The sequence below is a fragment of the Mycobacterium sp. E3305 genome (genome assembly GCF_001666785.1).
In the GTDB taxonomy this organism is placed as follows: Bacteria; Actinomycetota; Actinomycetes; order Mycobacteriales; family Mycobacteriaceae; genus Mycobacterium.
In genome coordinates this window covers 25,930-49,285 of the sequence record NZ_LZJA01000074.1, presented here as the reverse complement: position 1 = coordinate 49,285, position 23,356 = coordinate 25,930, and the positions used below count along the sequence as shown (strand labels likewise).

23 protein-coding genes are annotated in these 23,356 nt (G+C 69.0%); 3 read left to right on the top strand and 20 right to left on the bottom strand.

The window, feature by feature from the left end; translation table 11 throughout:
- Positions 1–7 precede the first annotated feature (7 nt).
- Entirely contained in the window at positions 8–1,609 is a 1,602-nt protein-coding gene (locus A5701_RS07090) for an arylsulfatase (RefSeq protein ID WP_067750176.1), read from the bottom strand.
- A gap of 117 nt (positions 1,610–1,726) precedes the next feature.
- Between A5701_RS07090 and A5701_RS07085 the strand changes: the two genes are divergently transcribed.
- A complete protein-coding gene (locus A5701_RS07085; RefSeq protein ID WP_067750174.1) occupies positions 1,727–2,746 on the top strand; it encodes a nitronate monooxygenase family protein in 1,020 nt (339 codons plus the stop codon).
- Here the strand turns inward: A5701_RS07085 and A5701_RS07080 are convergent.
- The 6 genes from A5701_RS07080 to A5701_RS07055 all read right to left on the bottom strand — a co-directional run bounded on the left by A5701_RS07080 (position 2,741) and on the right by A5701_RS07055 (position 8,234).
- Positions 2,741–3,565 (bottom strand): class I SAM-dependent methyltransferase, encoded by an 825-nt coding sequence (locus tag A5701_RS07080; protein ID WP_067750172.1) that lies wholly within the window; start codon positions 3,563–3,565, stop codon positions 2,741–2,743. The genes A5701_RS07085 and A5701_RS07080 overlap by 6 nt on opposite strands.
- Complete coding sequence (locus A5701_RS07075; RefSeq protein WP_067750170.1) at positions 3,562–4,032, bottom strand: GbsR/MarR family transcriptional regulator; 471 nt, start codon at positions 4,030–4,032, stop codon at positions 3,562–3,564. The genes A5701_RS07080 and A5701_RS07075 overlap by 4 nt, the downstream gene beginning before the upstream one ends.
- Before the next feature lie 90 nt (positions 4,033–4,122).
- On the bottom strand, positions 4,123–5,391 hold the full coding sequence (locus tag A5701_RS07070) for an amidohydrolase family protein (RefSeq protein ID WP_067750168.1): 1,269 nt from the start codon (positions 5,389–5,391) through the stop codon (positions 4,123–4,125).
- A gap of 116 nt (positions 5,392–5,507) precedes the next feature.
- A complete protein-coding gene (locus A5701_RS07065) occupies positions 5,508–6,281 on the bottom strand; it encodes a class II aldolase/adducin family protein (protein WP_067750166.1) in 774 nt (257 codons plus the stop codon).
- Positions 6,268–7,875 carry a class I adenylate-forming enzyme family protein gene (locus A5701_RS07060; RefSeq protein ID WP_067750164.1) on the bottom strand — a complete coding sequence of 536 codons (1,608 nt, stop codon included), beginning with the start codon at positions 7,873–7,875 and terminating at the stop codon, positions 6,268–6,270. The genes A5701_RS07065 and A5701_RS07060 overlap by 14 nt, the downstream gene beginning before the upstream one ends.
- Before the next feature lie 47 nt (positions 7,876–7,922).
- Positions 7,923–8,234, bottom strand: coding sequence for a hypothetical protein (locus A5701_RS07055; RefSeq protein WP_156669964.1), 312 nt, complete (start codon positions 8,232–8,234; stop codon positions 7,923–7,925).
- Between the two features lie 525 nt (positions 8,235–8,759).
- On the opposite strand from A5701_RS07055, the gene A5701_RS07050 reads away from it, so the two are divergent.
- Positions 8,760–9,122 (top strand): SHOCT domain-containing protein, encoded by a 363-nt coding sequence (locus A5701_RS07050; RefSeq protein ID WP_067750160.1) that lies wholly within the window; start codon positions 8,760–8,762, stop codon positions 9,120–9,122.
- Here the strand turns inward: A5701_RS07050 and A5701_RS07045 are convergent.
- The 5 genes from A5701_RS07045 to A5701_RS07025 all read right to left on the bottom strand — a co-directional run bounded on the left by A5701_RS07045 (position 9,099) and on the right by A5701_RS07025 (position 14,379).
- Entirely contained in the window at positions 9,099–9,623 is a 525-nt protein-coding gene (locus A5701_RS07045; protein WP_067750158.1) for a hypothetical protein, read from the bottom strand. The two genes, A5701_RS07050 and A5701_RS07045, sit on opposite strands and share 24 nt — an antisense overlap.
- On the bottom strand, positions 9,616–10,977 hold the full coding sequence (locus A5701_RS07040; RefSeq protein ID WP_369807397.1) for a molybdopterin-dependent oxidoreductase: 1,362 nt from the start codon (positions 10,975–10,977) through the stop codon (positions 9,616–9,618). Before A5701_RS07040 ends, A5701_RS07045 begins: the two co-directional genes overlap by 8 nt.
- A gap of 82 nt (positions 10,978–11,059) precedes the next feature.
- Positions 11,060–11,800: an SDR family oxidoreductase gene (locus A5701_RS07035; protein ID WP_067750156.1), complete on the bottom strand. Its 741-nt coding sequence runs from the start codon at positions 11,798–11,800 to the stop codon at positions 11,060–11,062.
- A 58-nt stretch (positions 11,801–11,858) separates the two neighbouring features.
- On the bottom strand, positions 11,859–13,265 hold the full coding sequence (locus A5701_RS07030; protein WP_067750154.1) for an acyl-CoA desaturase: 1,407 nt from the start codon (positions 13,263–13,265) through the stop codon (positions 11,859–11,861).
- Positions 13,266–13,281: 16 nt separating this feature from the next.
- Positions 13,282–14,379: a ferredoxin reductase gene (locus A5701_RS07025; RefSeq protein ID WP_067750152.1), complete on the bottom strand. Its 1,098-nt coding sequence runs from the start codon at positions 14,377–14,379 to the stop codon at positions 13,282–13,284.
- A 256-nt stretch (positions 14,380–14,635) separates the two neighbouring features.
- Between A5701_RS07025 and A5701_RS07020 the strand changes: the two genes are divergently transcribed.
- The gene (locus tag A5701_RS07020; protein WP_067750150.1) at positions 14,636–15,493 is read left to right on the top strand and encodes a DMT family transporter; all 858 of its coding nucleotides are present in this window, start codon (positions 14,636–14,638) and stop codon (positions 15,491–15,493) included.
- 1 nt (position 15,494) lies between these two features.
- Here A5701_RS07020 and fadD1 read toward each other — a convergent pair whose 3' ends face one another.
- Genes fadD1 through A5701_RS06980 form a run of 8 tightly spaced genes read right to left on the bottom strand, consistent with a single transcriptional unit; the run spans position 15,495 to position 23,356 of the window.
- The gene (gene fadD1 / locus A5701_RS07015; protein ID WP_067750147.1) at positions 15,495–17,114 is read right to left on the bottom strand and encodes a fatty-acid--CoA ligase FadD1; all 1,620 of its coding nucleotides are present in this window, start codon (positions 17,112–17,114) and stop codon (positions 15,495–15,497) included.
- The gene (locus A5701_RS07010; RefSeq protein ID WP_067750145.1) at positions 17,111–18,703 is read right to left on the bottom strand and encodes an NAD(P)/FAD-dependent oxidoreductase; all 1,593 of its coding nucleotides are present in this window, start codon (positions 18,701–18,703) and stop codon (positions 17,111–17,113) included. The genes fadD1 and A5701_RS07010 overlap by 4 nt, the downstream gene beginning before the upstream one ends.
- Positions 18,700–19,656: an alpha/beta hydrolase gene (locus A5701_RS07005; RefSeq protein WP_067750143.1), complete on the bottom strand. Its 957-nt coding sequence runs from the start codon at positions 19,654–19,656 to the stop codon at positions 18,700–18,702. Before A5701_RS07005 ends, A5701_RS07010 begins: the two co-directional genes overlap by 4 nt.
- Positions 19,657–19,686: 30 nt before the next feature.
- Positions 19,687–20,088, bottom strand: coding sequence for a Zn-ribbon domain-containing OB-fold protein (locus A5701_RS07000; RefSeq protein ID WP_067750141.1), 402 nt, complete (start codon positions 20,086–20,088; stop codon positions 19,687–19,689).
- Between the two features lie 2 nt (positions 20,089–20,090).
- Entirely contained in the window at positions 20,091–21,293 is a 1,203-nt protein-coding gene (locus A5701_RS06995) for a thiolase family protein (RefSeq protein ID WP_067750139.1), read from the bottom strand.
- Positions 21,290–21,688: a MaoC/PaaZ C-terminal domain-containing protein gene (locus A5701_RS06990; protein ID WP_067750308.1), complete on the bottom strand. Its 399-nt coding sequence runs from the start codon at positions 21,686–21,688 to the stop codon at positions 21,290–21,292. Before A5701_RS06990 ends, A5701_RS06995 begins: the two co-directional genes overlap by 4 nt.
- A gap of 52 nt (positions 21,689–21,740) precedes the next feature.
- Entirely contained in the window at positions 21,741–22,241 is a 501-nt protein-coding gene (locus A5701_RS06985) for a MaoC family dehydratase N-terminal domain-containing protein (protein WP_067750137.1), read from the bottom strand.
- Complete coding sequence (locus tag A5701_RS06980; protein WP_067750135.1) at positions 22,238–23,356, bottom strand: acyl-CoA dehydrogenase family protein; 1,119 nt, start codon at positions 23,354–23,356, stop codon at positions 22,238–22,240. The genes A5701_RS06985 and A5701_RS06980 overlap by 4 nt, the downstream gene beginning before the upstream one ends.

Here is a 23,356-nt window from a genome sequence, read left to right as displayed (position 1 = left end):
AGCGCCCTTAGAACTCGAGGTCGAACACCGAGACGGGGTCGAGGATTACCCCGGTTTCCTCGACGTAGCGATCCCACAGCGCCAGCAGCTCGGCCAGCTTGTCGGGGTGCGAGCCGGCCAGGTCGTGAATTTCGCCGGGGTCCGCCGCGAGGTCATAGAGCTGCCAGCCGCCCGGGCCATACGGTGCCGGCAGATGCAACGCCTTCCAGTCTCCCTGGCGGATCGCCCTGCGGCCGAACAGTTCCCAGCCCGTGCCCGTCTCGGCGTCATGAACGGCCTCCGCACCCCCGGACAGGTACCCCACCAGGGAGCGGCCGCGCATCGGCGCCACCTCGCGCCCGCGGTAGGACGTGCCGGGGTGCGCCGCGCCCGCCAGTTCGAGCACGGTCGGGGCGATGTCCATGACGGTGCTGAACGCCGTACCGATCTCGCGCTGCCGTTCAAACCCCGGCCAGGTCACGAAACCCACCACGCGGATCCCGCCTTCGGTGGTGAACGCCTTGTGCAACCGCGACGGCGCGGTGGCGGCCTGCGCCCAGCGCGGCCCGTACCAGATGAACGAGGAGGGCCGGCCCAGGTTGTCCAGGCTGTTGTCGCAATGCTTTTCGATCTGTGCGACGATTCGGGCCCCGACCAACGGCATCGCCTCGACGATCGCTCCCTCGGCGCCGTTGTCGGACAGGAAGATAACGACGGTGTCGTCCAGTTCGCCGCGCTCCGCAAGGTAATCGAGCACCCGGCCGATATTCCAGTCCATCCGGTCGACCATCGCGGCGTAGACCTCCATGCTGCGAGCCGACACCGCGCGCTGTTCATCGGTCATGTCGGCCCACTCGGGGGCCCCGTCGGCAACGACCGGGTGCGCCTCGACGTCCGGCGGACACAGGCCCAGCCGCTTGAGTGCAGCCAGTCGCTCTTCGCGCAGCGCGTCGGGTCCGGCGTCGTAGCGGCCGCGGTACTTCGCGATGGATTCGTCCGGGGCCTGCAGCGGCCAATGCGGCGCCTGGAAGGGCAGGTACGCGAAGAACGGCCGGTCGTCGCCGGGGGCGCGTTCGCCGAAATACTGCAGCAGCTTGTCGGTGTAGAAGTCCGACGAGTAGAAGTCATCCCCCACGGTGACGAACTGGTCGTCCTCGGTGTAAAGCGTTGGCACCGGCGAGAAGCTGCGGGCGCCGCCGCCGCCGAAATGGCTGGCCCCGGCCGGCAGCAGCGCGAACGAGCGCTCGAAACCGCGCGCCCAGGGCGACCTGTCGATCGTGGCGCCCAGGTGCCACTTGCCCGACATCAGCGTCAGGTATCCCGCGTCGCGCAGTAGTTCCGGCAACGCCACCACCCGGTCGTTCAGGTAGCCCTCGTAGCCGGGCGCCCCGCGAAACCCGGGGCCGGCGACCTCCAGCATGGTGCCGATGCCGGCGATGTGGTGGTCCGTGCCCGTCAGCAGCATCGCCCGGGTGGGTGAGCACGCCGGCGCCGAGTGGAAGTCGGTGAGCCGGATCCCCGCGTGGGCCAACCGATCGAGGTTCGGCGTCTCGATTTCGCCGCCGAACGCGCCGATATCGGAAAACCCGAGGTCGTCCGCCACGATCACGAGGAAGTTGGGCCTCTTCACGGTGAAGCATCCTGCCAGGTCATCTGCCCGGGTGGAATGCCGCCGCGACGGGGCGTCGTTATTGTCAGGGCTGCGCTGTCCGCGTTCGGCGCACGGTTACACCGGAAGGGCTCCGACATGCTGGCAGGTTTCGAAATGTCCATCCCGCTGGTCGCCGCCCCGATGGCTGGCGGCCCGACCACCCCCGCAATGGTCTCGGCCGCGACCCGCGCGGGCGGCCTGGGCATGCTCGCGGCCGGGTACAAGACCGTGGAAGCCGTGGAGGCCGAGGTCAAGCAGGTTCGCGCCGAGGGAATCGCGTTCGGTATCAACCTGTTTGCACCCAATCCGCTGCCGGTTGACCCCGCGCGCTACCGCGCCTACGCCGCGATCGTCCAGCGCGACGCGGATCAGTTCGGGTTGACGCTGCCCCCGGAGCCGATCGAGGACAGCGACAAGTTCGACGAAAAGGTCGCGCTGCTGCTCGACGACCCGGTTCCCATGGTGTCGTTCACCTTCGGCATCCCGCCGCGGGCGGTGATCGCGGCGCTGCGCAAGGCGGGCAGCGTCGTGGTGCAGACGGTGACCACACCCGACGAGGCGGTGGCGGCACGCGACGCCGGGGTCGACATGCTCGCCGTGCAGGGGGCGGCCGCGGGCGGTCACTCGGGCACACTCTCGCCGCGGGAGCCGCTGCGGCCGGTGCCGATCGCCGAACTGGTCGAGCGCATCGTCGCGGCCGTGCCGCTGCCAATAATGGCCGCCGGCGGGCTCGCCAGCCCCGCCGCGGTGGCCGAGGTGATCCGTGCGGGCGCCGCGGCGGCCGCCGTCGGGACGGTTCTGCTGCGCGCGGACGAAAGCGGCGCATCGGCCACGCATCAGGCGGCCCTGACCGATCCCGCGTACGCCGAGACGGTGCTCACGCGCGCCTTCACCGGCCGCCCCGCCCGCGGGCTGCGCAACGCGTTCATCGATGCCCACGAGGCGCAGGCGCCGCTGGGCTATCCGGCCATCCACTACCTCACCAGCCCGCTCCGCAAGGCCGCGGCCGCGGCGGGCAAGCCCGGCTACTTGCACCTGTGGGCGGGCACCGGGTACCGCAATGCCACCACCGAACCCACCGCCGAGATTCTTCGGCGGCTGGCTTCCGACCTATGAGTATTCGAAGCGGTTCAGCACGTCATACCGGCCGCCGGGAGTCGCACAGGTGAGTTTGTACACGAACCGGACCGGCGCCGATTCGATCTGTTGGTAACCTGCCAGCGCCGGGACCTGTTCGAGCAGGCGCAGCCGAGGATTCCAGTTCTCCAGCTCCCGCGCATCGCGGATGCCCCACTTGATGATCCCGCGGGTGAACAGCTTCGACAGCAACGGCGCCAGCGCCGAGAGCGTGTCGAAATGCATTTCGCCGCTTTGGAATCGGCCGGTCAGACGCTGCAATAAGTCGCGGACCTGCTGTTCGGTCAGGTACATCAGCAGGCCCTCGGCGATGACCAGCGTGGGGCGATCGATCGGAACCTGGTCCAGCCACCCCGGATCGGTCACCGACGAGCCGATCATCCGGTACCGCTCGGTGTCCTGATAGAGCCGTCGCCGCAGCTCGATGACACCGGGCTGGTCGACGTCGAACCACGAGGCCGACGGCGGCACGGTGAGCCGGAAGGCGCGGCCGTCGAGCCCGCAACCCAGGTGCAGCACCACCGCGTCCGGGTGGCGCCGCAGGAATTCCGCGCACCAGTCGTCGAGCCGCTTGGCGCGCAGGGCGACCAGGTACTGGTTCGACGCCGGCAGCGAGCTCCGATGGATTCGCTTGAAGTCGTAGTCGATCCGCTCCACCGCTGCCGCCGCCGCATTGTCGCCCAAAATGGGCCGGTTCGAACGGCTTTCGTGAGCCCGCAGATAGAGGGTGACGAGGTTCGTCCATTCCACCGAACCCCACGGTACGGATGTGAAGTCGACCTTGTCGGTCGGGGTCATGGCTTTCTCCTTGCCGCCCGATATTCGGTCCACATCTGCATGAGCTGATCGCGGTAGGCGTTGGTGCAGAACTCGCAGAAGTCGCGGAAATCCTCGACACGCTGCCGCTGTTCGGCGCGGTCCTCGTGCAGCACGGAAAGGGCGAACTCGGCGGGCTCGATGCCCAGCCGCATGAGCGAGAGCTGGGTTTTAAGAACGCTGGTGAACCCGCCCGGCGTGACCCGATACAGGTGTTGGCGGTCCGGGCTGGGCAACCGCTCCACCATGCCACCCTCCAGGAGCTGGCGGGCGACGGTGCTGATGGAGGCCTTGCTCACCGATAACGCGTCGGCCAGCTGAGTCAGTGACTGTTGCGGCGGATGACAGATCAGCAGCCATCCATACAGCCGGCCCATGGTCCGGGTGGCGCCGAGCAGTTCGAAGAACAGCCCGAGGCGGTCGACGAACTCGGCCTCTTCCGGCGACATGACCCTCCCGCTACGTTTAGTACATACTGAACGTAGCGTACGGAGCAGAAGCCGATTATGGAAGGGCCGTTACGGCGAGAGCGGCGCCCGCTAGAACGCGTCGGGATTCCGCTGCACGTCTTCCGGCACCGGGTGGCGATAAAGGCGAGAGGCGTTCTCCCAGCTGAACTTCCGGATCACGTCCGCGGGCAGGTCGCCGATTTGCTCGTGGATCGTCTCTTGGGTGTGGGGCCAGGTGGAGTCGCAATGCGGGTAGTCGGCCTCCAGCATGATGTTGTCCACGCCGATCCGGTCGCGCTGGACGAACGAGGACTTGTCCTCCACGGCGCAGAACCAGAAGTTGCGAGTGAACACCTCTGCGGGCGTGAGGCTTTCGCCCAGCGCCGCCCAGGTGCCGTACATCGCGTGATAGCTGAGCATGTGGTCGAGGCGATCCAGCAGGCCCGCCACCCACCCGATGCCGCCTTCCGACAAACAGATCTTCAGGTTGGGGAATCTGCTGGGCAGCCCGGAATACAGCCAGTCGACCGCCGCGGAGATGGCATAGGCGAAGAACAACACGCCCTGCACGTCCGGAGGCGCGTCGTCGGTCGTGGAGGGTGAGGAGCCCGACGAGCCGATGTGCAGGTTCACCACGGTGCCCGTTTCGGCGCACGCCGCCATGATCGGATCCCAATGTTTGGAATGGATGCTGGGCAGCCCCAGCATCGCCGGGTTTTCGCTGAACGTGACGGCGTGGAACCCACGCTCGGCGTTCTCGTAGATCATCCGCGCGCCGAGTTCGGGGTCGAGCAGCCACGGCAATTGGCAGGGAATGATGCGCTCGGGATACGAGCCCGCCCACACCTCGAGGTGCCAGTCGTTCCACGCGCGCACCGAGGCCAGCGCCAGGTCGCGGTCACTGGTCACCTGCTGCAGGCGCTGGCCGGCGAATCCGGGCAGGAAAGACGGGAAGTTGAGCGAGGCGTAGATGCCGTTGAGGTCCATGTCCTTGACACGCTCGTGGATATCCCAGGCGCCCCTGCGCATTTCGTCGAAACGGACCGGCTCGAAGCCATACTCGGCCACCGGACGGCCGACGACGGCGTTGAATCCGACGTTGGGCAGCTCCCGACCGTCGTAGACCCAGGTCTGTCCGCCGCTGTCGGTCTCGACGACTTTGGGCGCCCGGTCGGCGAATTTGCGCGGCAGCCGCCCGGCGAAGGTATCCGGCGGCTCGACGATGTGATCGTCGACGGAGATCACGGTGTAGCGCCGAGGCGCGCGGGGCGGATCGGGCAAGAAGGTGACCGAGCGTTGCTCGCCGGTCTTCGCCGTCGTGAAGTTGAGGTTGCCGGCAAGCTCGTCGATCGATTTCACTGGTCAATCTCCTTGCGTGGAGGCGTAATCGAGCGTGTGTCGCCGGCCTTCGGTGTGCGACGCGGGCGACGCCTGTCGACGTGTCGCCGCCGTGGACGCACGCGCGACGACGGGGTTCACGTGAGCACGTCGGGGTCGGCCTTGATGGTCATCCGCGCCGCGCCCGCCCAGTACACGTCGGCGGCGCGCTCGACGAGAGACCGCTGCATGCCTGCCATGTCGGACCACTTCATGGCCACCGGCTCCTTGCCCGTGAGCAGCACGTCGTAGGCCAGCTTGCAGACCCGTTCGATGGACGCCGCGCGGTAGACGGCTTCGGGCAGGTTGCGCCCGGTCGCGATGACGCCGTGGTTGGCCAGGATGGTCAGGTTCGCGGCCCCGATCCGGGCCGCGAGCTCGGCCGCGCGGGCGGGGCTGTCGACCTCGCCGTCATAGGTTTCGACGAGGCAGAGGTCATCGAGGAAGAGCGAACCGGTCTGGTGCACCAATTCGGGCAACCGGCCCAACGCGGCGAGCACGCAGACGTAGTAAGGGTGGTTATGGATGACCACCCGGGCGTCGTCGCGGACGCGGTGCAGCTCGGTGTGGATGTAAATCGCCGGGGTGACGTCCCACCGGCCGCGCAGCACCCGGGCGTCGGCGTCGACCACGCAGATGTCGGACGCCGTGATCTCCTGCCACCACAGCCCCCACGGATTGACCAGCATCTCCGTCCGGCCGTCGGGTTGCCAGGTGATGTGTCCGGCCATGTTCTCGGCGAACCCGATGCCGGCCAGGTGGCGGAAGGCGACCGCGAGCGCCTGCTCGTCGGACAAGTCGACCCCGATCGGGGGGACCACCGACGGCGCCCATACCTCCAGGCCGCCCCGGCGCGCGTCAGGAGCATTCATGTTCGGCCTCCGTTCTGGCTCGAATATCCTCGCGCAGCCGGCCTTTGGCAACCTTGCCGCCCGACGAGCGCGGAAGCTCGTCGACCACGATGAGCCGTTCGGGCAACAACTCCTTGGACACCCCCAGCGCCAGCAGGTGTTCGACCAGCTCGGCCAGTTCGATCGTGGCCGAGCCGACGAGTTCGGCGTAGAGGCATACCTTTTCGCCGAACACCGGGTCGGGCATCGCGACCGCGGCCGCCACCGCGATGGCAGGGTGGGTGGTGGCGGCATCCTCGACCTGCGTTGCGCTGATGTTCTTTCCGCCGCGCAGGATGAAGTCGGAAGTTCGCCCGGTGACGGTCAGGTATCCGTCCGCGTCGATCTCGCAGATGTCCCCCATGCGCATCCAGCCGTCTCGGGTGAACAGCTTGTCGTGATCGGTTCCGCCGAGGTAGCCGAGGCTGGTCGCCGGGCCGCGGCAGGCCGGCTGGCCCTTGCCGGTCGCGGTCACGTCGCGGTCCCCGTCGAAGAGCCGGACCGCCATTTCCGGCACGATCCGCCCGCCCGTGCGCAGCCGGCGTTCGCGTGTGTCGTTGACCGTGGTGGCGCTCAGCATCCCGGTTTCGTTGGAGCCGTAGAACTGCAGGATCGTCGCGCCGGTGAGTTCCTCGAACTCGGCCGCCGGCCGGTAGGGCAGCGCCTCACCGCCGGTGAACACGACCCGCAGCGAGCTCAGGTCGTGGTCGCGGGTCGCGGGATCCGCCATCAGCATGGTCAATTGCGTACTGACACAGCACAATACGGTGGCCCGGTGTTGGGCTATCGCCTCGCAGGTCGCCCGCGTGCTGAACCGGTCCAGGATGACGGCGGTGGCGCCGAGATAGATCGGCGTGGTGTGGCTGGTCCATAACCCGAATCCGAACGGTGTCGGGATGACCGGCAGGAAAACGTCCTCCGACGTCAGCAGCCCGTTGGCGACGGCCTTCTGGTGGAAGTAGTGCCAGCGATTCTGTGTGTGCACCACGCACTTGGGCAGCCCGGTGGTGCCGGATGTCGAGTTGATGAGGAATACATCGTCGGGCCCGAGTCGGGATTCGGGGGCAAGCGCCTTCCGCGCCGCCCGAACGTCGAGTCGCGGCGAGCCGGCGGGCGAGTCCAGCGTCAGGGTGGGGAGCGCAAGCTCCCCGGCGACGTGCGCCGCGGTCGTCCCACGCAGTTGGTCGCTGATCAGGATTTTCGGCTGGGCGCTGCGCAGTATCGCCGTGACTTCACGGGCTCCGGCGCGCGCGCCGACGCCGACGACGACCGCCCCGCACCGCTCGATCGCGACGAACAGCGCGTGCAGGGCCGCGGAGTCGCCGTGCCACACCGCCGCGCGGTCGCCGGGCTCGATCCCCGCGCCGGCCAGTCCCTCGGCCAGAGCGCTTGCGGCATCGTCGAATTGGCGCCAGCTCAGCGCTGTCCCGGCATGGTCGACATAGGCAAGGCGGTCCGGCGACCGTTCGGCGTTGCGGCGTACCGCGTCCGACAACGTCGTGTCCGACCAGAAGCCGCAAGCATGAAACCGGGCCGAGTCCTCGGCACTGAACGCCGGCGAGGACTCGATCTCCATCAGCCGATGATAGGAAAGCGGCCGGCGGCCTCGCCGGGTACTGCCCGCTAGGGGTTCTCCGGGGCCGGTGCGGGCGCGTCGTGTTGCGGGTCGCTGACGGGGCCCGGAGGACGGGGCCGCGGCTTGTGGCAGTTGCGCGTGCAACCGCAGTTGAGGCCGATGATGCAGCCGCCCCCGCCGGCGGGTTGCACCGGCAGGGCGCCGCCCGGGGCGGGCGGGGGCGCCGGCGTCACGTTGGACGAAGACGTCGGGTTTGCGGCCCGGGTGACCGTGTCGGCGTCCGACCACCCGAACGCCAGGACGAGCGCTGCGAAGACACCGCCGACCGCGGCCACGGGCTGGGCTTGTCGAATCTTCACGATCTCTCCAGTGTGCTTTCAGGCGGTCGGACTAGGGATTTGGCGGCGTGGAGGCGGGCGGGGCGTGCTGTGGATCGCCGGCCACGGCCGGCGGGCGTGGGCGTGGCGGCGATTGGCAGTGCTGAACACATCCGCAGTTGAGGCCGATAAAGCAGGGCGAGCTGGGCGGTCCGAGGGCACTGTGGTCGATCGACGAGGATGGGGACGGCGCAACGGTTTTTGTGATGGCCGCCATCGGGGTGGCGTCGAATGGCAGCAAGACAAGTGCGGCCAGGCAGGCGCATAACGCCGTCGCCGTCCCGGTCCGCCCGTTTCCCATGCTCACCAGAGTAGTTAGTCGCCGCCGCACGCGCAGAACACGCGCGGGTTTCAAAGAACACTCCAAGAAGTCACCAAGAATCCTTCCAGCGCCGCCGTGGACGGTGAATGCGCTTAGCGCCCTTGGGATCGGTAGCGGCCCCGCCGGGTTGCACTTGCCGCACCACCGCTGCGCCCCGCAGCGATCGACACGGAGGTTCATGGCGGATGAAAAGCAAGGTCGTCGTGCTGCTGGCCGGCGGGATGCTCGCGCTGGTCCTGCTGACGCGTTATTTCGCGCTGAGCCGGGCCGGCGTGCCGTTGGGGTGGATGATCTACCTCGGCCTGCCGATCACCGGCGCGGGCGTCCTGTTCGCGCTGCGGCTGATCGATCTCGGCGCGGGTTGGACCACCAAGGGCGGCTCGATGCCGCACACCGGCGGCGTCCACGCTGCTCACCCGGCCGCGGTCGCGCGGCCCGAGCCTCCGCTGCACGACCGCCTCAAACAACTTGAGGACCTGCACGCCAGGGGTGCCATCACCGACACCGAATACAGCGCCCAGCGCCTACAAATCATCGCCAACATGTAGGTCGGGTGCCGCCTCGGCGCCTCGATGCGCCGTCGCCGTGCGGACCGCGTAGATCGCGGCGCTGACGCCGAACATCGCCGAGGTCAGCAGCAGCCAGCGGCCAAGAAAGGGATCCTGCGTCTGGCCGGTCGCGGCCGAATACGTGGCGGCGCCCTGCTTGATGATGCCGGGCAGGAACACCAGCAGCGTCAGCCCCGCCCCGAGCGCGGGCACCCGGATGTGATTGATCACGGGCACCCGCCGCGGCGGCAGCCGGACGACGGAGCGCGACAGCAGCCGGTCGAGCAATGCGTAGATCGGGAACAACACCAGGTCGTGGGCGACGATGGCCGCGGCGAACCACACGATGATCGACTGCCACCACACGTGCGTGTTCCACAGCGTGACCGGTTTGCCGGTGGCCACCACGTAGCCCAAGAGGGCGAACCCGGCGATCAGGATCAACAGATGCCACGGGCCGGACCCGTAGAGCCTCATGAAAGCTGCTCGGGCGCTACGCATTTGGGCTGGCCCTGAAGGCAATGGATTCCACCCATTTGGTGTTGTGTACGCCGGGCAACGCGGGCACGATGATGCGCGCCGGGAACCCATGATCCGGGGACATGTCGGTGCCGTTGACGCGCAGGGCCAGCAACGCATCTGGGTGCAGCACCTGGCTCCCCTGCAGCGTCGCGCGGCCGAACGCGCCCCCGCGCTCCAACGACGAGACGTACGCCGAGTCGGGAGCCGGTACGCCGGCGAGCCGGGCCAGGTCCGCCAGGCGCACACCGGTCCACGTTTGGGTGGTGGACCAGCCTTCCACGCAGGCGATCGGCAGCGTGGCGGTGCGCTGCGGCATGGCCAGGAGGGCGGAGCGGTCCAGGACGACGGCGTGCGGGCCGCCGCTCAAGGTGAGCCGCCAGCGCTCGCCCGTGTCTTCGGCGGAAATGCCGGCCACCACCGCGGTCCGGTTGACCTCGAAGTCGTTGGGACCATCTCCGCGGGTGCGGCCGCGCGGAAGCAGCAGGGCCGCGGGCCGCGTGAACCCACCCAACGTCTGCCCCGCGGTGATGACCGCCATGAACGCCGCACCGCCGCCCACGAGCGCCAGGGCGCCGCGGCGGCTCATCGTCGCGGGCGCCGGATCCGCGGCGACCAGCCCGTCCGGCCGCCATGGTTCGGCGCGGGTCTCGGCGCGGCCGGCGCGCAGCACGTCGCGCGCTGAGATCGAGCGCAGGCCGGACCACATGGCCGGGATCTTGATCGCGATGTGCACGACGAATCCTGCGATGAACACCCAGGCGCCGAAGTAATGCGCGGTGTAGAAGCTGAAACCGAAGATGTAGTCGTACTGGATGTTCAGCACGCCCGTGACGATCTCGAACAGGATGCCGCCGACCAGCATCAGCAGCGAAACCCGTTCCAGCAGTTGGGCTATGGACCGGGCGGGCGGCCACGCGAACAGTCGCGGGATCACCGACCACAGCTTGGCCAGCACCACCGGGATCAGGATCAGCCCGAGCCCGACGTGCAACCCCTGGGTCAGCCGATACAGCCACGACGGGTTGGTGGGCCAATCGAACGTCGGCAGCTTCAGCCATCCGACGTCGCCGGGGATGGCCTGGCCGAACCGCGGCCCGTAGGCGATGTACGACAGCAGGCCGGTGATGATGACGATCGGCAGCGTGACCAGCAGCACCGACCCGAATACGGATGTCAGCCATGGTCCCCGCAGCGGGCTGCGCCAGCGCTGCGCCCGCCCGACACCGGGCGGTGGGTGCTCATCCAGGAGGCGCCACAGCCGCGCGGGAAACCCGTAGCCACCGGAATCGGTCGGCTCGGTCTCTTCGGTGCTGGAACTGGGGGCGCGGCGCATCATCGATGATCATCCACGAGCGCGCGCTGGAAATGGTTCACTTCGGTGTCTGTTCTCCGGAGTGGTACCCCGCCGACTGCTGCTAGCCCTGGACCGTTGGCCGGATGGTGATGTCGCCGATCTCGACCTCGTGCGGTTGCTCGATGGCGAACGCGATGGCCCGGGCCACCGCCGCCGGCGGCAAGCCGAATTCGGCCATGTTGCGACGGATCTGAGCGCGCATCGCCGCGTCGTCGATGGAATCGTCCAATCGGGTGTCGACGAATCCGGGTGAGATGGACGTGGTCCGGACGACGCCGTCGGTGGATTCCTGGCGCAAGCCCTCCATCAGGGTGCGAACGGCGTTCTTCGTGGCGGCGTACACCGCCATGGTGGGCACGATCTTGAGCCCCGCGGTCGACACCGTCGTCACGAAATGTCCGCGCCCTTGATTTCGGAAAACCGGTAGGGCCGCGGCGATCCCGTGCAGCACTCCCCGCAGGTTGACATCGATCATCGCCGTCCATCCGTCGACTTCGAGGCCGGACACCGGCCCGATCTTGCTGATGCCGGCGTTGCTGATCAGGACATCGAGCCGGCCGAATTCGCCGGTGGCCGTCGCGACGAGCCGCCGAAGGTCTTCGGGTCGCGAGACGTCGGTGCGGCAGGTGACGGCGGATCCGCCCCGGTCGCGTATTTCCCGTGCGATCTCATCGAGTCGCTCGGCGCGGCGCGCGCCGATGGTCACCCGGGCACCGCGCTCGGCCAGCAGCAGGGCGGTCGCCTCGCCGATCCCGCTGCTCGCCCCGGTGATGGCCACGACCTGCCCGTCGATCCCCGTCATCGCGCAAAGGCTACCCAGCGGCCCGGCGACGGCAACTCGATGAGCGCGGCGCCGAGCGTCAGTCCTTGCCCCGCGGCGGCGGCTCCACCTCGACGCCGGTGGAATCGTGTTCGGGACCCGCGGCCGGGTGTTCGGCCGGCACCCGATCGCGGGACCGGGTGCCCTCGCTCGGCCGCTCGGGGTCGGGGCGGTGCACATTGCTGTGGTACGGGCCGGGCTTGGGGCGCGGCTTCCCGCCCGGGAACGCCAAGCGGAAGATGCTGCGGTGCACCATGAACCACTGCTTGCCGAACGGACCGGAGTTGTAGGGCAGCTCGTAGCGGTCGCAGATTTCCTTGACCTGCGGCGCGATCTCGGAATACCGGCTGCTGGGCATGTCCGGGTACAGGTGATGCTCCACCTGGTAGCCGAGGTTGCCGCTGATGATGTGGAACAGCGGGCTGCCCTCGATGTTCGCGGCGCCGAGCAATTGGCGCACGTACCAGCCACCGCGGGTCTCGTTCTCGGTTTCTTCCTGCGTGAATGTGTAGGTCTGGTCCGGGAAGTGGCCGCAGAAGATGATGGCGTGGGCCCAGATGTTGCGGATGACGTTGGCCACCGCGTCGGCGCCCAGGGTGCGCAGGTACGTGCTTTCCACGCCCGGCGCCACCTTGTCGAGGAACGACGCTGCTGCGGCGACGCGGCCCTTGTTCGACACCCGGCGCAGCCGCTTGCCCAGCCGGGACCGTGCCGGCTGTTCGAGCCGGCCGCGCAGCGCGAGCTGCGTGAGCGCGAACGCACCGGCGCTGATGGCCGGCCAGCCGAGGTAGTCCTTATAGATCTGCGCGCGCGCCTTGACCCCGATGCCCCGCAGGTCCTTGCGCACCTCCGACCACGGCTTCTCGCGCTTGCGGATCGCGTCGATATCCATGTCGTGGACGGCCACTCCCCACTCGAACAGGAGCGTGAGCAGCAGGTTGTAGATCGGTTGACCCAGGTAGCGCGGTGCCCATTTCTGGTTGGGGTCGATCCGCATGATCTCGTAGCCGAGATCTTTGTCCTTGCCGAGGATGTTGGTGAAGGTGTGGTGGATGTAGTTGTGGGAGTGCTTCCAGGATTCCGCGGTGGACGCGGTGTCCCAGTCCCACACCGACGAATGGATGTCGGGGTCGTTCATCCAATCCCACTGGCCGTGCATCACGTTGTGGCCGATCTCCATGTTCTCCAAGATCTTGGCCATGGACAGGCAGGCGGTACCCAGCAGCCACGCGGTCTTCGAGCGCGATGCCAGCAGCAGGACTCGCCCTGCCACCACGATCTGCCGTTGCGCCGAGATGACGTTCTTGATGTAGCGCCGGTCGCGGTCCCCGAGGTCGGCAAACACGTCATCGTGGATTGCGTCGAATTCCTTCGCGAGCTTTTCCAATTCTTGCTCGCTCAGCCTGGAGAGTGGATTCGCTCCGGCGTTCTTTACGGCCGTTGTCACGAGCCGCTCCTTTCGATCAGAGTTCGAGTTCGACGTCGCCCTCGGCGGTGTTGATGCAGATTCGGACGTCCTGCTCGGTCGGTTCGATCACGTCACCCGAGCGCAGGTCGCGCAGCTTGCCCGACTTCAGCGTCCCGACGCAGGTATGGCAGATTCCGATGCGACAGCCGAAGGCGAGGTTGAGACCGGCCTTCTCGCCGGCCTCGAGAATCGATGTGCCACCGTCACATTCGACTTCCTTGTCGCTGTCCAGGAAGCAGACGGTGCCGCCCTCGCCGGCGTTGGCGTCGCCGCCGATCTTCGGTTGGAACCGCTCGAAGTGCAGCCGGTCGCAGTCCGCGTTCTCCTTCCAGTGCTCGATCAAGGCGTCGAGCATTTCCCCCGGGCCCGAGCAGAACGCCTCGCGCTCGCGCCAGTCCGGGCACACGTCGTCCAGGTCGCCGGGTGTGAGCCGCCCCTGTTCGGCGGTGAAGCGCAGATCGAGCCGCATGCCATCGTGCCGTTTCTCGAGCTCTTCGAGCGCGGGCATAAACATGGCCTGCTCGCGGGTGCGGGCGGAGTGAATGACCACGGCGTCGCGCATCTCGTCGCGGTGGTCGAGGTCGCGCAGCATGCTGATGATCGGGGTGATGCCGCTGCCGGCGCTGATGAACAGCATCTTGTCCGGCACGGGCTCCGGCAGGGTGAACACGCCTTCGATCTCGCCGAGCCGCACCAGGTCCCCGGGCTGGATCTTGTGCACGAGATACGGCGAAACCACGCCGCCGTCGACCCGCTTCGGCGTGACGCTGATCAGCCCGTCGTCGGGCGTCGGGTCCGATGTCAGCGAATACGCACGCCAGTGGTACACGCCGTCGATGACCACGCCGAGGCGCACGTACTGACCGGGCTTGTGCCCAGGCCACTCGTAGCCGGGCCGGATCAAGACGCTGGCGGCCTCCGAGCCCTGCTGCTCGATGGCCTCGACCTTCCCGCGCAGCTCCTTGGTGGTCCACAGCGGGTTGATCATCTCGAGGTAGTCGTCCGGCTGCAGCGGGCTGAACAACCGGCGCACCGCGCGCAGGAAGAGCCGGCGCCCGCGTGGGACCTGGGGTTCAGCGCCGCGTTCCGCCATGCCGCTAGAGTACACAGTTGTATACCGAGTTTAAACGTCTGGTTTGAATTCGCTTGTCATACATTGTTTGACAGTCGCACAACGACACCACTAAAAACACACAACTGTTCACTAGTCGTGAGTGGGATTCGGTCAGACGCAGCGACACACGTTACTGTGACGTGCCCCACCCGTGCCGCGCCCAAACATTTGTTCAGAGGATTCACAGCCAACCGGCTCAGCGCGCCGGCCATCGCCGGCGCCTATTGTTCGTTGTGTGCTGATCGGCTTCCTCCTCGCGCTGGGCTGCTCGGTCTGCTACGGCACGGCGTCGGTGCTGCAGGCGGCGGCGACCCGGTCGGTGGAAGCCGGCAGCGGCTCGGGTGTCGACACCGTGCTCCTGATGCGCGCCGCCCGGCAATGGCGCTACATCGTCGGCGTCGGCCTCGACGGCGTCGGCTTCCTCCTCCAAGTGGCGGCGTTGCGCCTGGTGCCGATTTATGTGGTCGCCGCGGCGTTGGCGGCCTCGATCGCGGTCACCGGCATCGCGTCCGCGTGGCTGTTGTCGGCGCGGCTGTCGCGCGCCGAGTGGACGGCGGTGGCCGTGGTGTGCGTGAGCCTTGTCGTGCTCGCCCTTGCGGCCGGGCCAGGGCACTTCCGGCGCGCCCCGGCGGGGCTCGGCTGGGCATTGCTGGGCGTGGTCGCCGCGATATTCCTCGCCGGCGCGGTGGCGGGCCGGCTACCGGACCGGCCGCGCGCGCTCGCGCTCGGCCTGGCGGCCGGAACCGGCTTCGGGGTCATCGAGGTGGGCGTGCGGCTGATCGAGGTGATCAACCCGACCCACCGCGCCTTCTACACCAATCCGGCGCTGTACGCGGCGGCCGCGGGCGGGGCGGCCGGTTTCTTGCTGCTGACCTCTGCGCTGCACCGCGGATCGGTGACCACGGCCGTCGCCGGGATGGTCGTCGGTGAGACCATCGCACCCGCGTTCGTCGGCGTGGTGTGGCTGGGCGACAGCGCCCGCGACGGCCTGGGCTGGCTGGTCGTCGCGGGCTTCGTGGTGGCCGTGTCCGCCACGCTCGTGCTGGCGCGCTTCGGCGAAGCGCCGCAACCGCAGGCTGAATCGGTCACCTGACTCAGGGCGTCGCGGCGGTGGTCGCCTCGTGGCCGATGGGATTCCCCGCCGCGGGACTGTAGGCCGTGCCGCGCGCCGGGCGCGTCCACAGCACGCCGCCCTCCGCGCTGATGCCCGCGGCCATCAGCGCGCGCTTGACGATCTTATTGGTCGCCGTCGTCGGCAGGCCGGCGTTGATGCGCACGTAGCGCGGCCAGGCCTTGGGCGACAGGTCCGGTTGCGCGGCAAGGAAAGCCGCGAACTCGCCGGGCCCCAGCTGCGCCCCGTCGCGCAGGACCAGGGCGGCCATTACCTGGTCACCGACCCGGTCGTCGGGCACCGCGTACACCGCGACCTGGCTGACCCCGGGCAGCCGCTCCAGGATCCGCTCGATCGGGCCGGCCGCCAGGTTCTCACCATCCACCCGCATCCAGTCCGCCGTCCGGCCGGCCAGGTAGATCCAGCCGTCGGCGTCCCGGTAGGCCAGATCGCCGGACCAGTACATCCCGTGCCGCATGCGCTCGGCCGTCGCGGCCGGGTCGTTGTAGTAGCCCACGAACGGGCCCGCCCCGGTGGTGTTGACGAGCTCACCGACCGCGGCGTCGAAGTTGCTCAGCGCCCCGTGTTCGTCGAATTCCGCGACGGCGCACTCCTGCAGCGTTGCCGGGCTGTAGACGGCGACCCCGGGATACGGTCTGCCGATCGACCCCGGCGGGGTTCCGTCCTCGCGGACGACGATCACCGCGAACTCGCTCGACCCGAAGCTGTCCACCACGCGGCAGTCGAAACGCCTTGCGAATTCGGCGATGTCGCGGTCGGTGGCCTCGTTGCCGAACGCCACCCGCAGCGGGTTCTCCGCGTCGTCGGGACGTTCGGGGGTGGACAGGATCAAGGCGAGGGGCTTGCCCACGTAGTTGACGTAGGTGACGCGATAGCGGCGCACGTCGTCCAGGAAACCCGATGGCGAGAACCGGGCCGGGACCATGGTGGCGCCGGCACCGATGGCGACCGCCCATCCGGCTGCGACACCGTTGGAGTGGAACAGCGGCATCGACAGGTAACAGACATCGTCGGCGGTGACGTCGTACTGGAAGACCAGGCTGGCACCGCACATGATCGTCATCGCATGCGCGAGGCGCACGACCTTCGGGTCGCCACTCGTCCCGGAGGTGAAGATCATCATCAACGTGTCGCCGCCGGTGACCTCGCGGTGCGGAACCAGGGGCCCCGCGGCGGCCACCAGTTCGGCGTAGCGCCCGCCGGTAACGTCGAGCACCTGGATCCCGTTGAGGTCCAAGCCGTCCAGCAGGCCCCGGTGTTCTTGGTCGACGAGCAGCAGCTGGCAGTCGGATCGCCGGATGTCGGCCAGCAGTCCGGCCCCGCGCCGCGTCGTGTTGATCCCGCACAGCACGTAGCCGCCCAGCGCGGCCGCGGCCATGGCGCGCAGCATCGCCGGGGAGTTGGGCAGCAGGGCCCCGACGTGGAGCGGGCGGGTCGGCTCGGCCAGGGCGATCAGCGCGGCGGCCTCCGCTTCGGCCTCCGCGAGGTGTTCGCCCCAGGTCCAGACCCGCTCGCCGCAGGCAACGGCCGGGCCGTCGTCGTCGCGGCGCTGCCGCAGCAGCTGCTGAACCGTCTCGATCATCGGGTGGTCAGCACCAGCCCCGCGTAGCGCCGGCGTGCCACTTCGTCGCAGTGGCGCCGATAGGCGCCGAACCCGCCGGCGTAGGGCATGAAAACCCGTTTCTTGCCCTCGATGTTGGCGCCCAGGTACCACGACGAGGTCGCCTTCGGGAAGAGCGTCTGCTCGGCCGCCTTCGCGACGTGGTCCGTCCAGGCCTCGGCGGCGTCGCGGCGCGGCTCCACGTCCGTCACCCCGAGGCGGCGGGCGGCGAGCACGAGTTCGATGACCCAGTCGACCTGAACCTCGGCGTGCAGGACCATATTGGCCAGCACCGACGGGCTGCCGGGCCCGCTGATGGTGAACATGTTCGGCAGCCCGGGCACCATCAGGCCGAGGAACGTCAGTGGCCCGTCGGCCCACACGTCGCTCAGCCGCACTCCGCCCGGGCCCTCGGGGTCGATGCGGGTCAGCGCGCCGGTCAGCGCGTCGAAGCCGGTTGCGAAGATCAACACGTCGCACGGGTAGGTGGCCGCGCTGGTGCGCACCCCGCCGGCGGTGATCGTGTCGATGGGCTCTCGGCGCAGGTTCACCAGCCGGACGTTGTCGCGGTTGAACGTCTCGTAGTAGCCGCCGTCGGTGCAGATGCGCTTCGTCCCGATCGGATGGTCGACCGGGATCAGATCGGCGGCCACGGTGGGGTCGGCGACGATCTCACGGATGCGCTGTTCGGCGAACTCACGGGCGATGTCGTTGGCCGCGAGGTCGGAGTTCTGGTCGGGGAAGGTCTTGGCGAACAGCACGCCGCCCTCGCGCCAGCGCCGCCACAGCGCCTCGGTGCGTTCCCGCGGTTCGGTGTCCACCGCCTTCTTGTGGTACGTGCCGTGGGGCGTGCCCGCGGCCGCGTACGCCGAGGCGCGGCGGCGCTCGGGATATTCCTCGCGGATCCGGCGCTGCTCCTCCGGCGTCCAGGGGCGGTTGGGCATCGGGATGCTGTAGTTTGCCGATCGCTGGAACACCACCAGGCGGTCGGCCTGTGCCGCAACGATCGGAACCGCTTGAATGCCTGAGGATCCCGTGCCGATCAGACCGACCCGCTTGCCGCGCAGGTCCGGGTCGTCGCGCGGCCACGCGGCGGTGAAGTACACCTCGCCCGCGAAGTCGTCGATGCCGGGGATGTCGGGGCGGTTGACAGCCGAAAGGCAACCCGTCGCGCAGATCAGGAATTGCGCGGCGTGGGTCCGGCCGTCTCTGGTGCGGACCCGCCATCGCCCTTGCTCGAACGCGGCGCCGACGACGTCGACCTCGAATCGGTAGTGGCGGCGCAAGCCGAACCGGTCCGCGACGTGGCGCAGGTAGCCGAGGATCTCCGGTTGGGCGGCGAAGCGTTCGCTCCACGTCCAGCTCCGCTGCAACTCCTCATCGAAAGAGTAGGAGTAGTCGACACTTTCGACGTCACAGCGGGCGCCCGGGTACCGGTTCCAGTACCAGGTGCCGCCGACGTCCGGGGCGGCCTCGAGGCCGAGCACCGAGAGCCCCGCCGACGCGGCCCGGTGCACGGCGTACAGCCCGGCGAAGCCCGCGCCGATCACGATCACGTCGGCTTCGGTCATGCCGACTCGCAAAGGGTGGGCTGCAGGAGGGCCCGCAGGTCGCCATAGACCAGGTCGCGGGCCGACGCCGCGGGCGGGAAGGACGGAATGGTCAGGAAACCATGGAACAGGTCCGGGAAATCGCGGTGCACCACGCGCACCCCCGCGCCGCGCAATCGACGCGCGTAGTCGCAGCCCTCGCTGTGCAGGGGATCGAGACCGGCGGTGACGATCACCGCGGGCGGCAGACCGGCGTGGGAGCCCGCACGCGCCGGGGCTACCAGGTCGGGCGGATCCAAAAGCGTTTCGCCGCAGAGATATTGGCTCCAATACCACCGCATGGCGGCGGAGGTCAGGAAGTAGCCGGTGGCGCAGCGCAGGTAGCTCTCGGTGTCGAAAGACGGGTCGATGACCGGATATAGCAGGGCTTGCGCGGCCGGCCCCGCGATCCCCCTGTCCCGGCACAGGACCGCGGTGACGGCCGCGAGGTTGCCGCCCGCGCTGTCACCGGCGACCGCGGTCCGCGCCGGGTCGATGCCGAGATCGGGCGCGTGGTCGACCACCCAGCGGAACGCCGCGAAGGCGTCCAGCGCGGCCGCGGGGGCCGGGTGCTCGGGCGCGAGGCGGTAGCCCACCGAGACGACGACGGCCTGGGTGCCGCGGGCCAGGGCGCGGCAGAAACCGTCGTGGGATTCGATGTCGCACAGGACGAATCCGCCGCCGTGGTAGAACACGATCGCGGCCCGGTTGTCCCGGGCGTCGCCGTGCGGGTGATAGATCCGCACGGGGATGTCGCCGCCGGGCCCCGGGATCGACCGGTCCTCGGTGCGGCGGACGTCGTCGATGTTGTTGACGGGCTGGCGCCGCTGGGCGACGGAGATGCGGGCCTGCTCGGCGGTCAGCGTCTCGACGGGCGGGAATCCGGCGTTCAACTCGCGCAGCATCGCCGGGACGACATCAAAAGGGTCGTCCATGTGACGCCTCCGCGCGCATCGGTGGGCCGCTCATGCCGGCCGGTACTTCAACAGGGTGATTCCGTCTTCGGGCAGATCGTAGAACACCGGCTCGACCCGCATGCCGATATGGACGTCACCGGGTTCGACGTCGACCAACTCGGTGCTGAACTTCGGTCCGGCGTCCCACTGCACGACCGCGGGCAGCTGCGGAACCGCGTCCGCCCAGGGCGGCCCGGTCGGCCGCCGGGCGATCGTGAACGTGTACAGCGTTCCGGCGCCGTCGATTTCGCGCCACTCCAGGTCGTCGGCCAACGTTCCCGGGGTGAGCGTGCGCGGATAGAACACGTAGCGCCCGAGCGAGGGCGAATACTGCACCAAGATGCGATGCCGGGTCAGTCCGTCCCAAAAGGGCCGCGACACCGGTGTCGGCTCGGGTACGGGGATGTCCACGGTCAGTCCCCCCGCATCAGCAGCGCGACCTGCTCGCTCATGATGCCGCCGTTGCCGGTGACGAAGGCGGTATGGCAATCGGGCACCTGCGCCTCACCGGCCCGGCCCATGATCTGCCGCGCGCCGTCGACGACATGGTGCATGCCGCCGGCCATCCCGGCCTGCCCGAAGGACAGTTGCCCCCCGGCGGTGTTGAGCGGAAAGTCACCGCGGTAGGTCAGGTCGTGGCCGGCGATCCAGGACATTCCGCGGCCCTTGTCGCAGAAGCCGGCGTCCTCGAGGCTCATCAGCACGGTGATGGTGTAGCAGTCGTAGATCGACGCCATGTCCACCTCGGAGCGGGTCAGCCCGGCCATCGCGAACGCCCGGTCGGCGGCGCGGGCGATCGGGGTGTGCAGCAGATCCTCGGCGTAGGTGGGGGTCTTGAAGGCGATGTGTTCGCCGAATCCCTTGATCCACACCGGGCGGTGGCGGCCGCGCCGGGCGAGGTCGGCGTTGGCGATCAGGACACCCGCGCCCCCGTGCACCCGCATCACGGTCTCCAGCATGTGGATGGGGTCGGCGATCATCGGGCTGGCGAGGACGTCGTCCGCCGTGATCGGGACGCCGTGGAAGACCGCGCCGGGGTGGGCGCACGCGTTGGCGCGTTGATCGACGGCGATTTTGGCGACCGCCGCGGGGTCGTAGCCGAACTCGGCCGCGTAGCGCTGGGCGATCTGCGCGTAGGGCGCGTTCTGGCCGACGTTGCCGTACGGGATCTCGAATTCCGCCTGCGGCGACCCGTAGTTGTTCGAGGACGCCCCATACCAACTCGGCGTCGGGGGCGGGCGTTTCTCGGACTGCGGCTGCGACGCCGAACCGGGAACCACGGCCAGCACCGCGTCGCAGATGCCGAGTTCCACGGCGACCGCGGCCCGCCAGATCATGCCCGCGGCGGTGGCCCCGCCGAGGTCGACGCGCTCGCCGAAATCCAATGCCAGACCCAGGTATTCGCACAGTGTGGCGGGTGCGAACATCGTCGACTCGGCGACGCCGTGGGTCAGCAGGCCATTGACGCAGGCGGCGTCGATGCCCGCGTCCTCGATCACCAGCTTGGCCAGCAGCGCGTACTGGTCGAGGGTGAACATCGGCGGGCGGGTTGGTTTCCGTTCCGCCGGCAGCTCGGCGATGCCGACGATCGCCGCCTCGCCGCGCAGGCCGGTCACGACGGCGTTCCGCGTCGGGGCAGCTCGACCGTCGCGGTTCCGGGCATCAGCACGGTCTCGCCGCGGCGGCCGGCGATGTCGAGGTCAACCAGCCCGGCGCCCGCCCCGGAGAGGCGTTTGCCGGTGACGGTGCCGCCGAAGCTCAGGGGCTGGCCGGGATGGGCGACCGCCCGGTTCTGGACGGAGAAGGACATCAGGCGCCCGCGGCCGCCGATCCAGTCCCCGATGGCCCGGCCGAGCAGCGCGGCCTGCAGCGGACCATGGACCAGCACGTCGTCGTAGCCTTCGACCGTGCGCGCCCAGTCCTTGTCGTAGTGGATGCGGTGGCCGTTGTAGGTGGCGGCACTGAAGAAGAACAGCTGCGTTTCGTCGACGGTCACGGTGAGGTCGGGCATCCGGTCGCCCACCTGGACGTCCTCGTAAAACACTTGGTCGGTCACGACGCTCCTAGGGACGGGCGATCATCGATGTGGACGCCTCGGCGAGCAGGTCTTGATGCTGGTTGCGGTACACCGTGTTCCAGGTGACCAGAACGAATCTGCCGGAGCGGCCCTGCTTTTCGACGATCGACGAGATGGTGCGTACCATTTCGACGTCGTCGCGGTGATAGGCCGGCAGGTGGAAGGTGAAGCTTTCGCCGCCCGCCATCCGCTTGGGCGCGCGGGGAAACGCGAGGCTGCCGGAGACAGCGCCGGACGAACCGTCGGGCCGCAGGGCCTCGAGGTGGGTGACTCCCAGCACGGCGTACTGCAGGAAGAGCGGGGGGCAGACGACGTCGCGAAAGCCGTGCGCCCTCGCGTAATCCGCGTCGAACCACAACGGGTTATGGTCGCCGACCGCCGCCGCCCAGCGTTGCCAGTCGCGCCGGTTCACCTCGCCCGTCGCGGACGCGGCGACGGTGCCCACGCGCGCGGCCGATTCGGCGTCGATCAAGCTGTCCTCGCTCACCGGCCCTCCTCCGAGTCCAACGTCTCCTCCAGCCACGATGCGGCGACGTCCGGCCCGCCACCCCACGTGGAGCCCACACGGGCCCGCTCGGTCCACAGGTGCAGATCGGTCTCGGTGACATAGCCCATGCCGCCGTGCAATTGGTGGGCGTCCAACGTGATCAGTCTCGCCGCGGTCGCGGCGTGCAGGCGCGCGATCGCGGTCTCGCGGGTCGCCATTCGGCCGCGCCCGATCCAGAACACCGCCGCGTGCGCGGCCAACCGGGCCGCCGCCAGCGCGATGTGCATGTCGGCAACCAGGTGCTGAGCAGCCTGGAAAGACGCTATGGGCCGGCCGAATTGGTGGCGCAGCTTGGTGTAGTCGACGGTGCGGTCGATGACGGCCTGCCCGACGCCCACCAGGTCGAGCGATCCCAACGCCACCGCCGTGTTCGCCACGCGGCGCAGTGCCGGCTCGGTGACGTCACCGATCAGCGCGTCGCAGGTGAGCGCGACGTCGTCGAAGCGCAGGGTGAACGCGCGATGCCCGCCCGCCACCGCAAGCGGTTCCACGGTCACACCGGGCGTCGCGGCGCGCACGACGAAGGCCAGCGTGCGACCTTGCGCCGCAGCCGAAGTCACGACGACGTCGGCGACGTCGGCGTCGCCGACGTAGTCCGCGGTGCCGTTCAGCCGCCATTGTCCCGACACTTGGTCGGCGCGGATCGCCGCCGGCACCACGGCGGCGTCGCGGGAGCTCCACAGGGCCGTCGTGCCGCGGGTCGTGCCGCGTGCCAGTGCGGGCAGCCAGGCGGCCTTGGCGTCCGGCGAGCCGAGCTGGTCGATCGCGAGCGCGGATTGGATGCTGCTGTGGATCGTCGTCGGGCACAGGGCGCGCCCGGCCTCGACGTAGAAAACCGCGAGATCGTCCAATGAGCCGCCGGAGCCGCCGTACTCCTCCGCGATGGCCAGCCCGAGAACACCGGCGCCCGTCAACGCCTGCCACAGCCCCGGGGTGCGGCGGTCCGCGTCCGGTTCGGTCAGCGCGCGCACCAACGGGATCGGGCTCTCGGCGGCCAGCAGGGCGCGCAGCGACGCGGCGAACTCGCGTTGCTCGGCGGTGGGTATCGCTCTCAT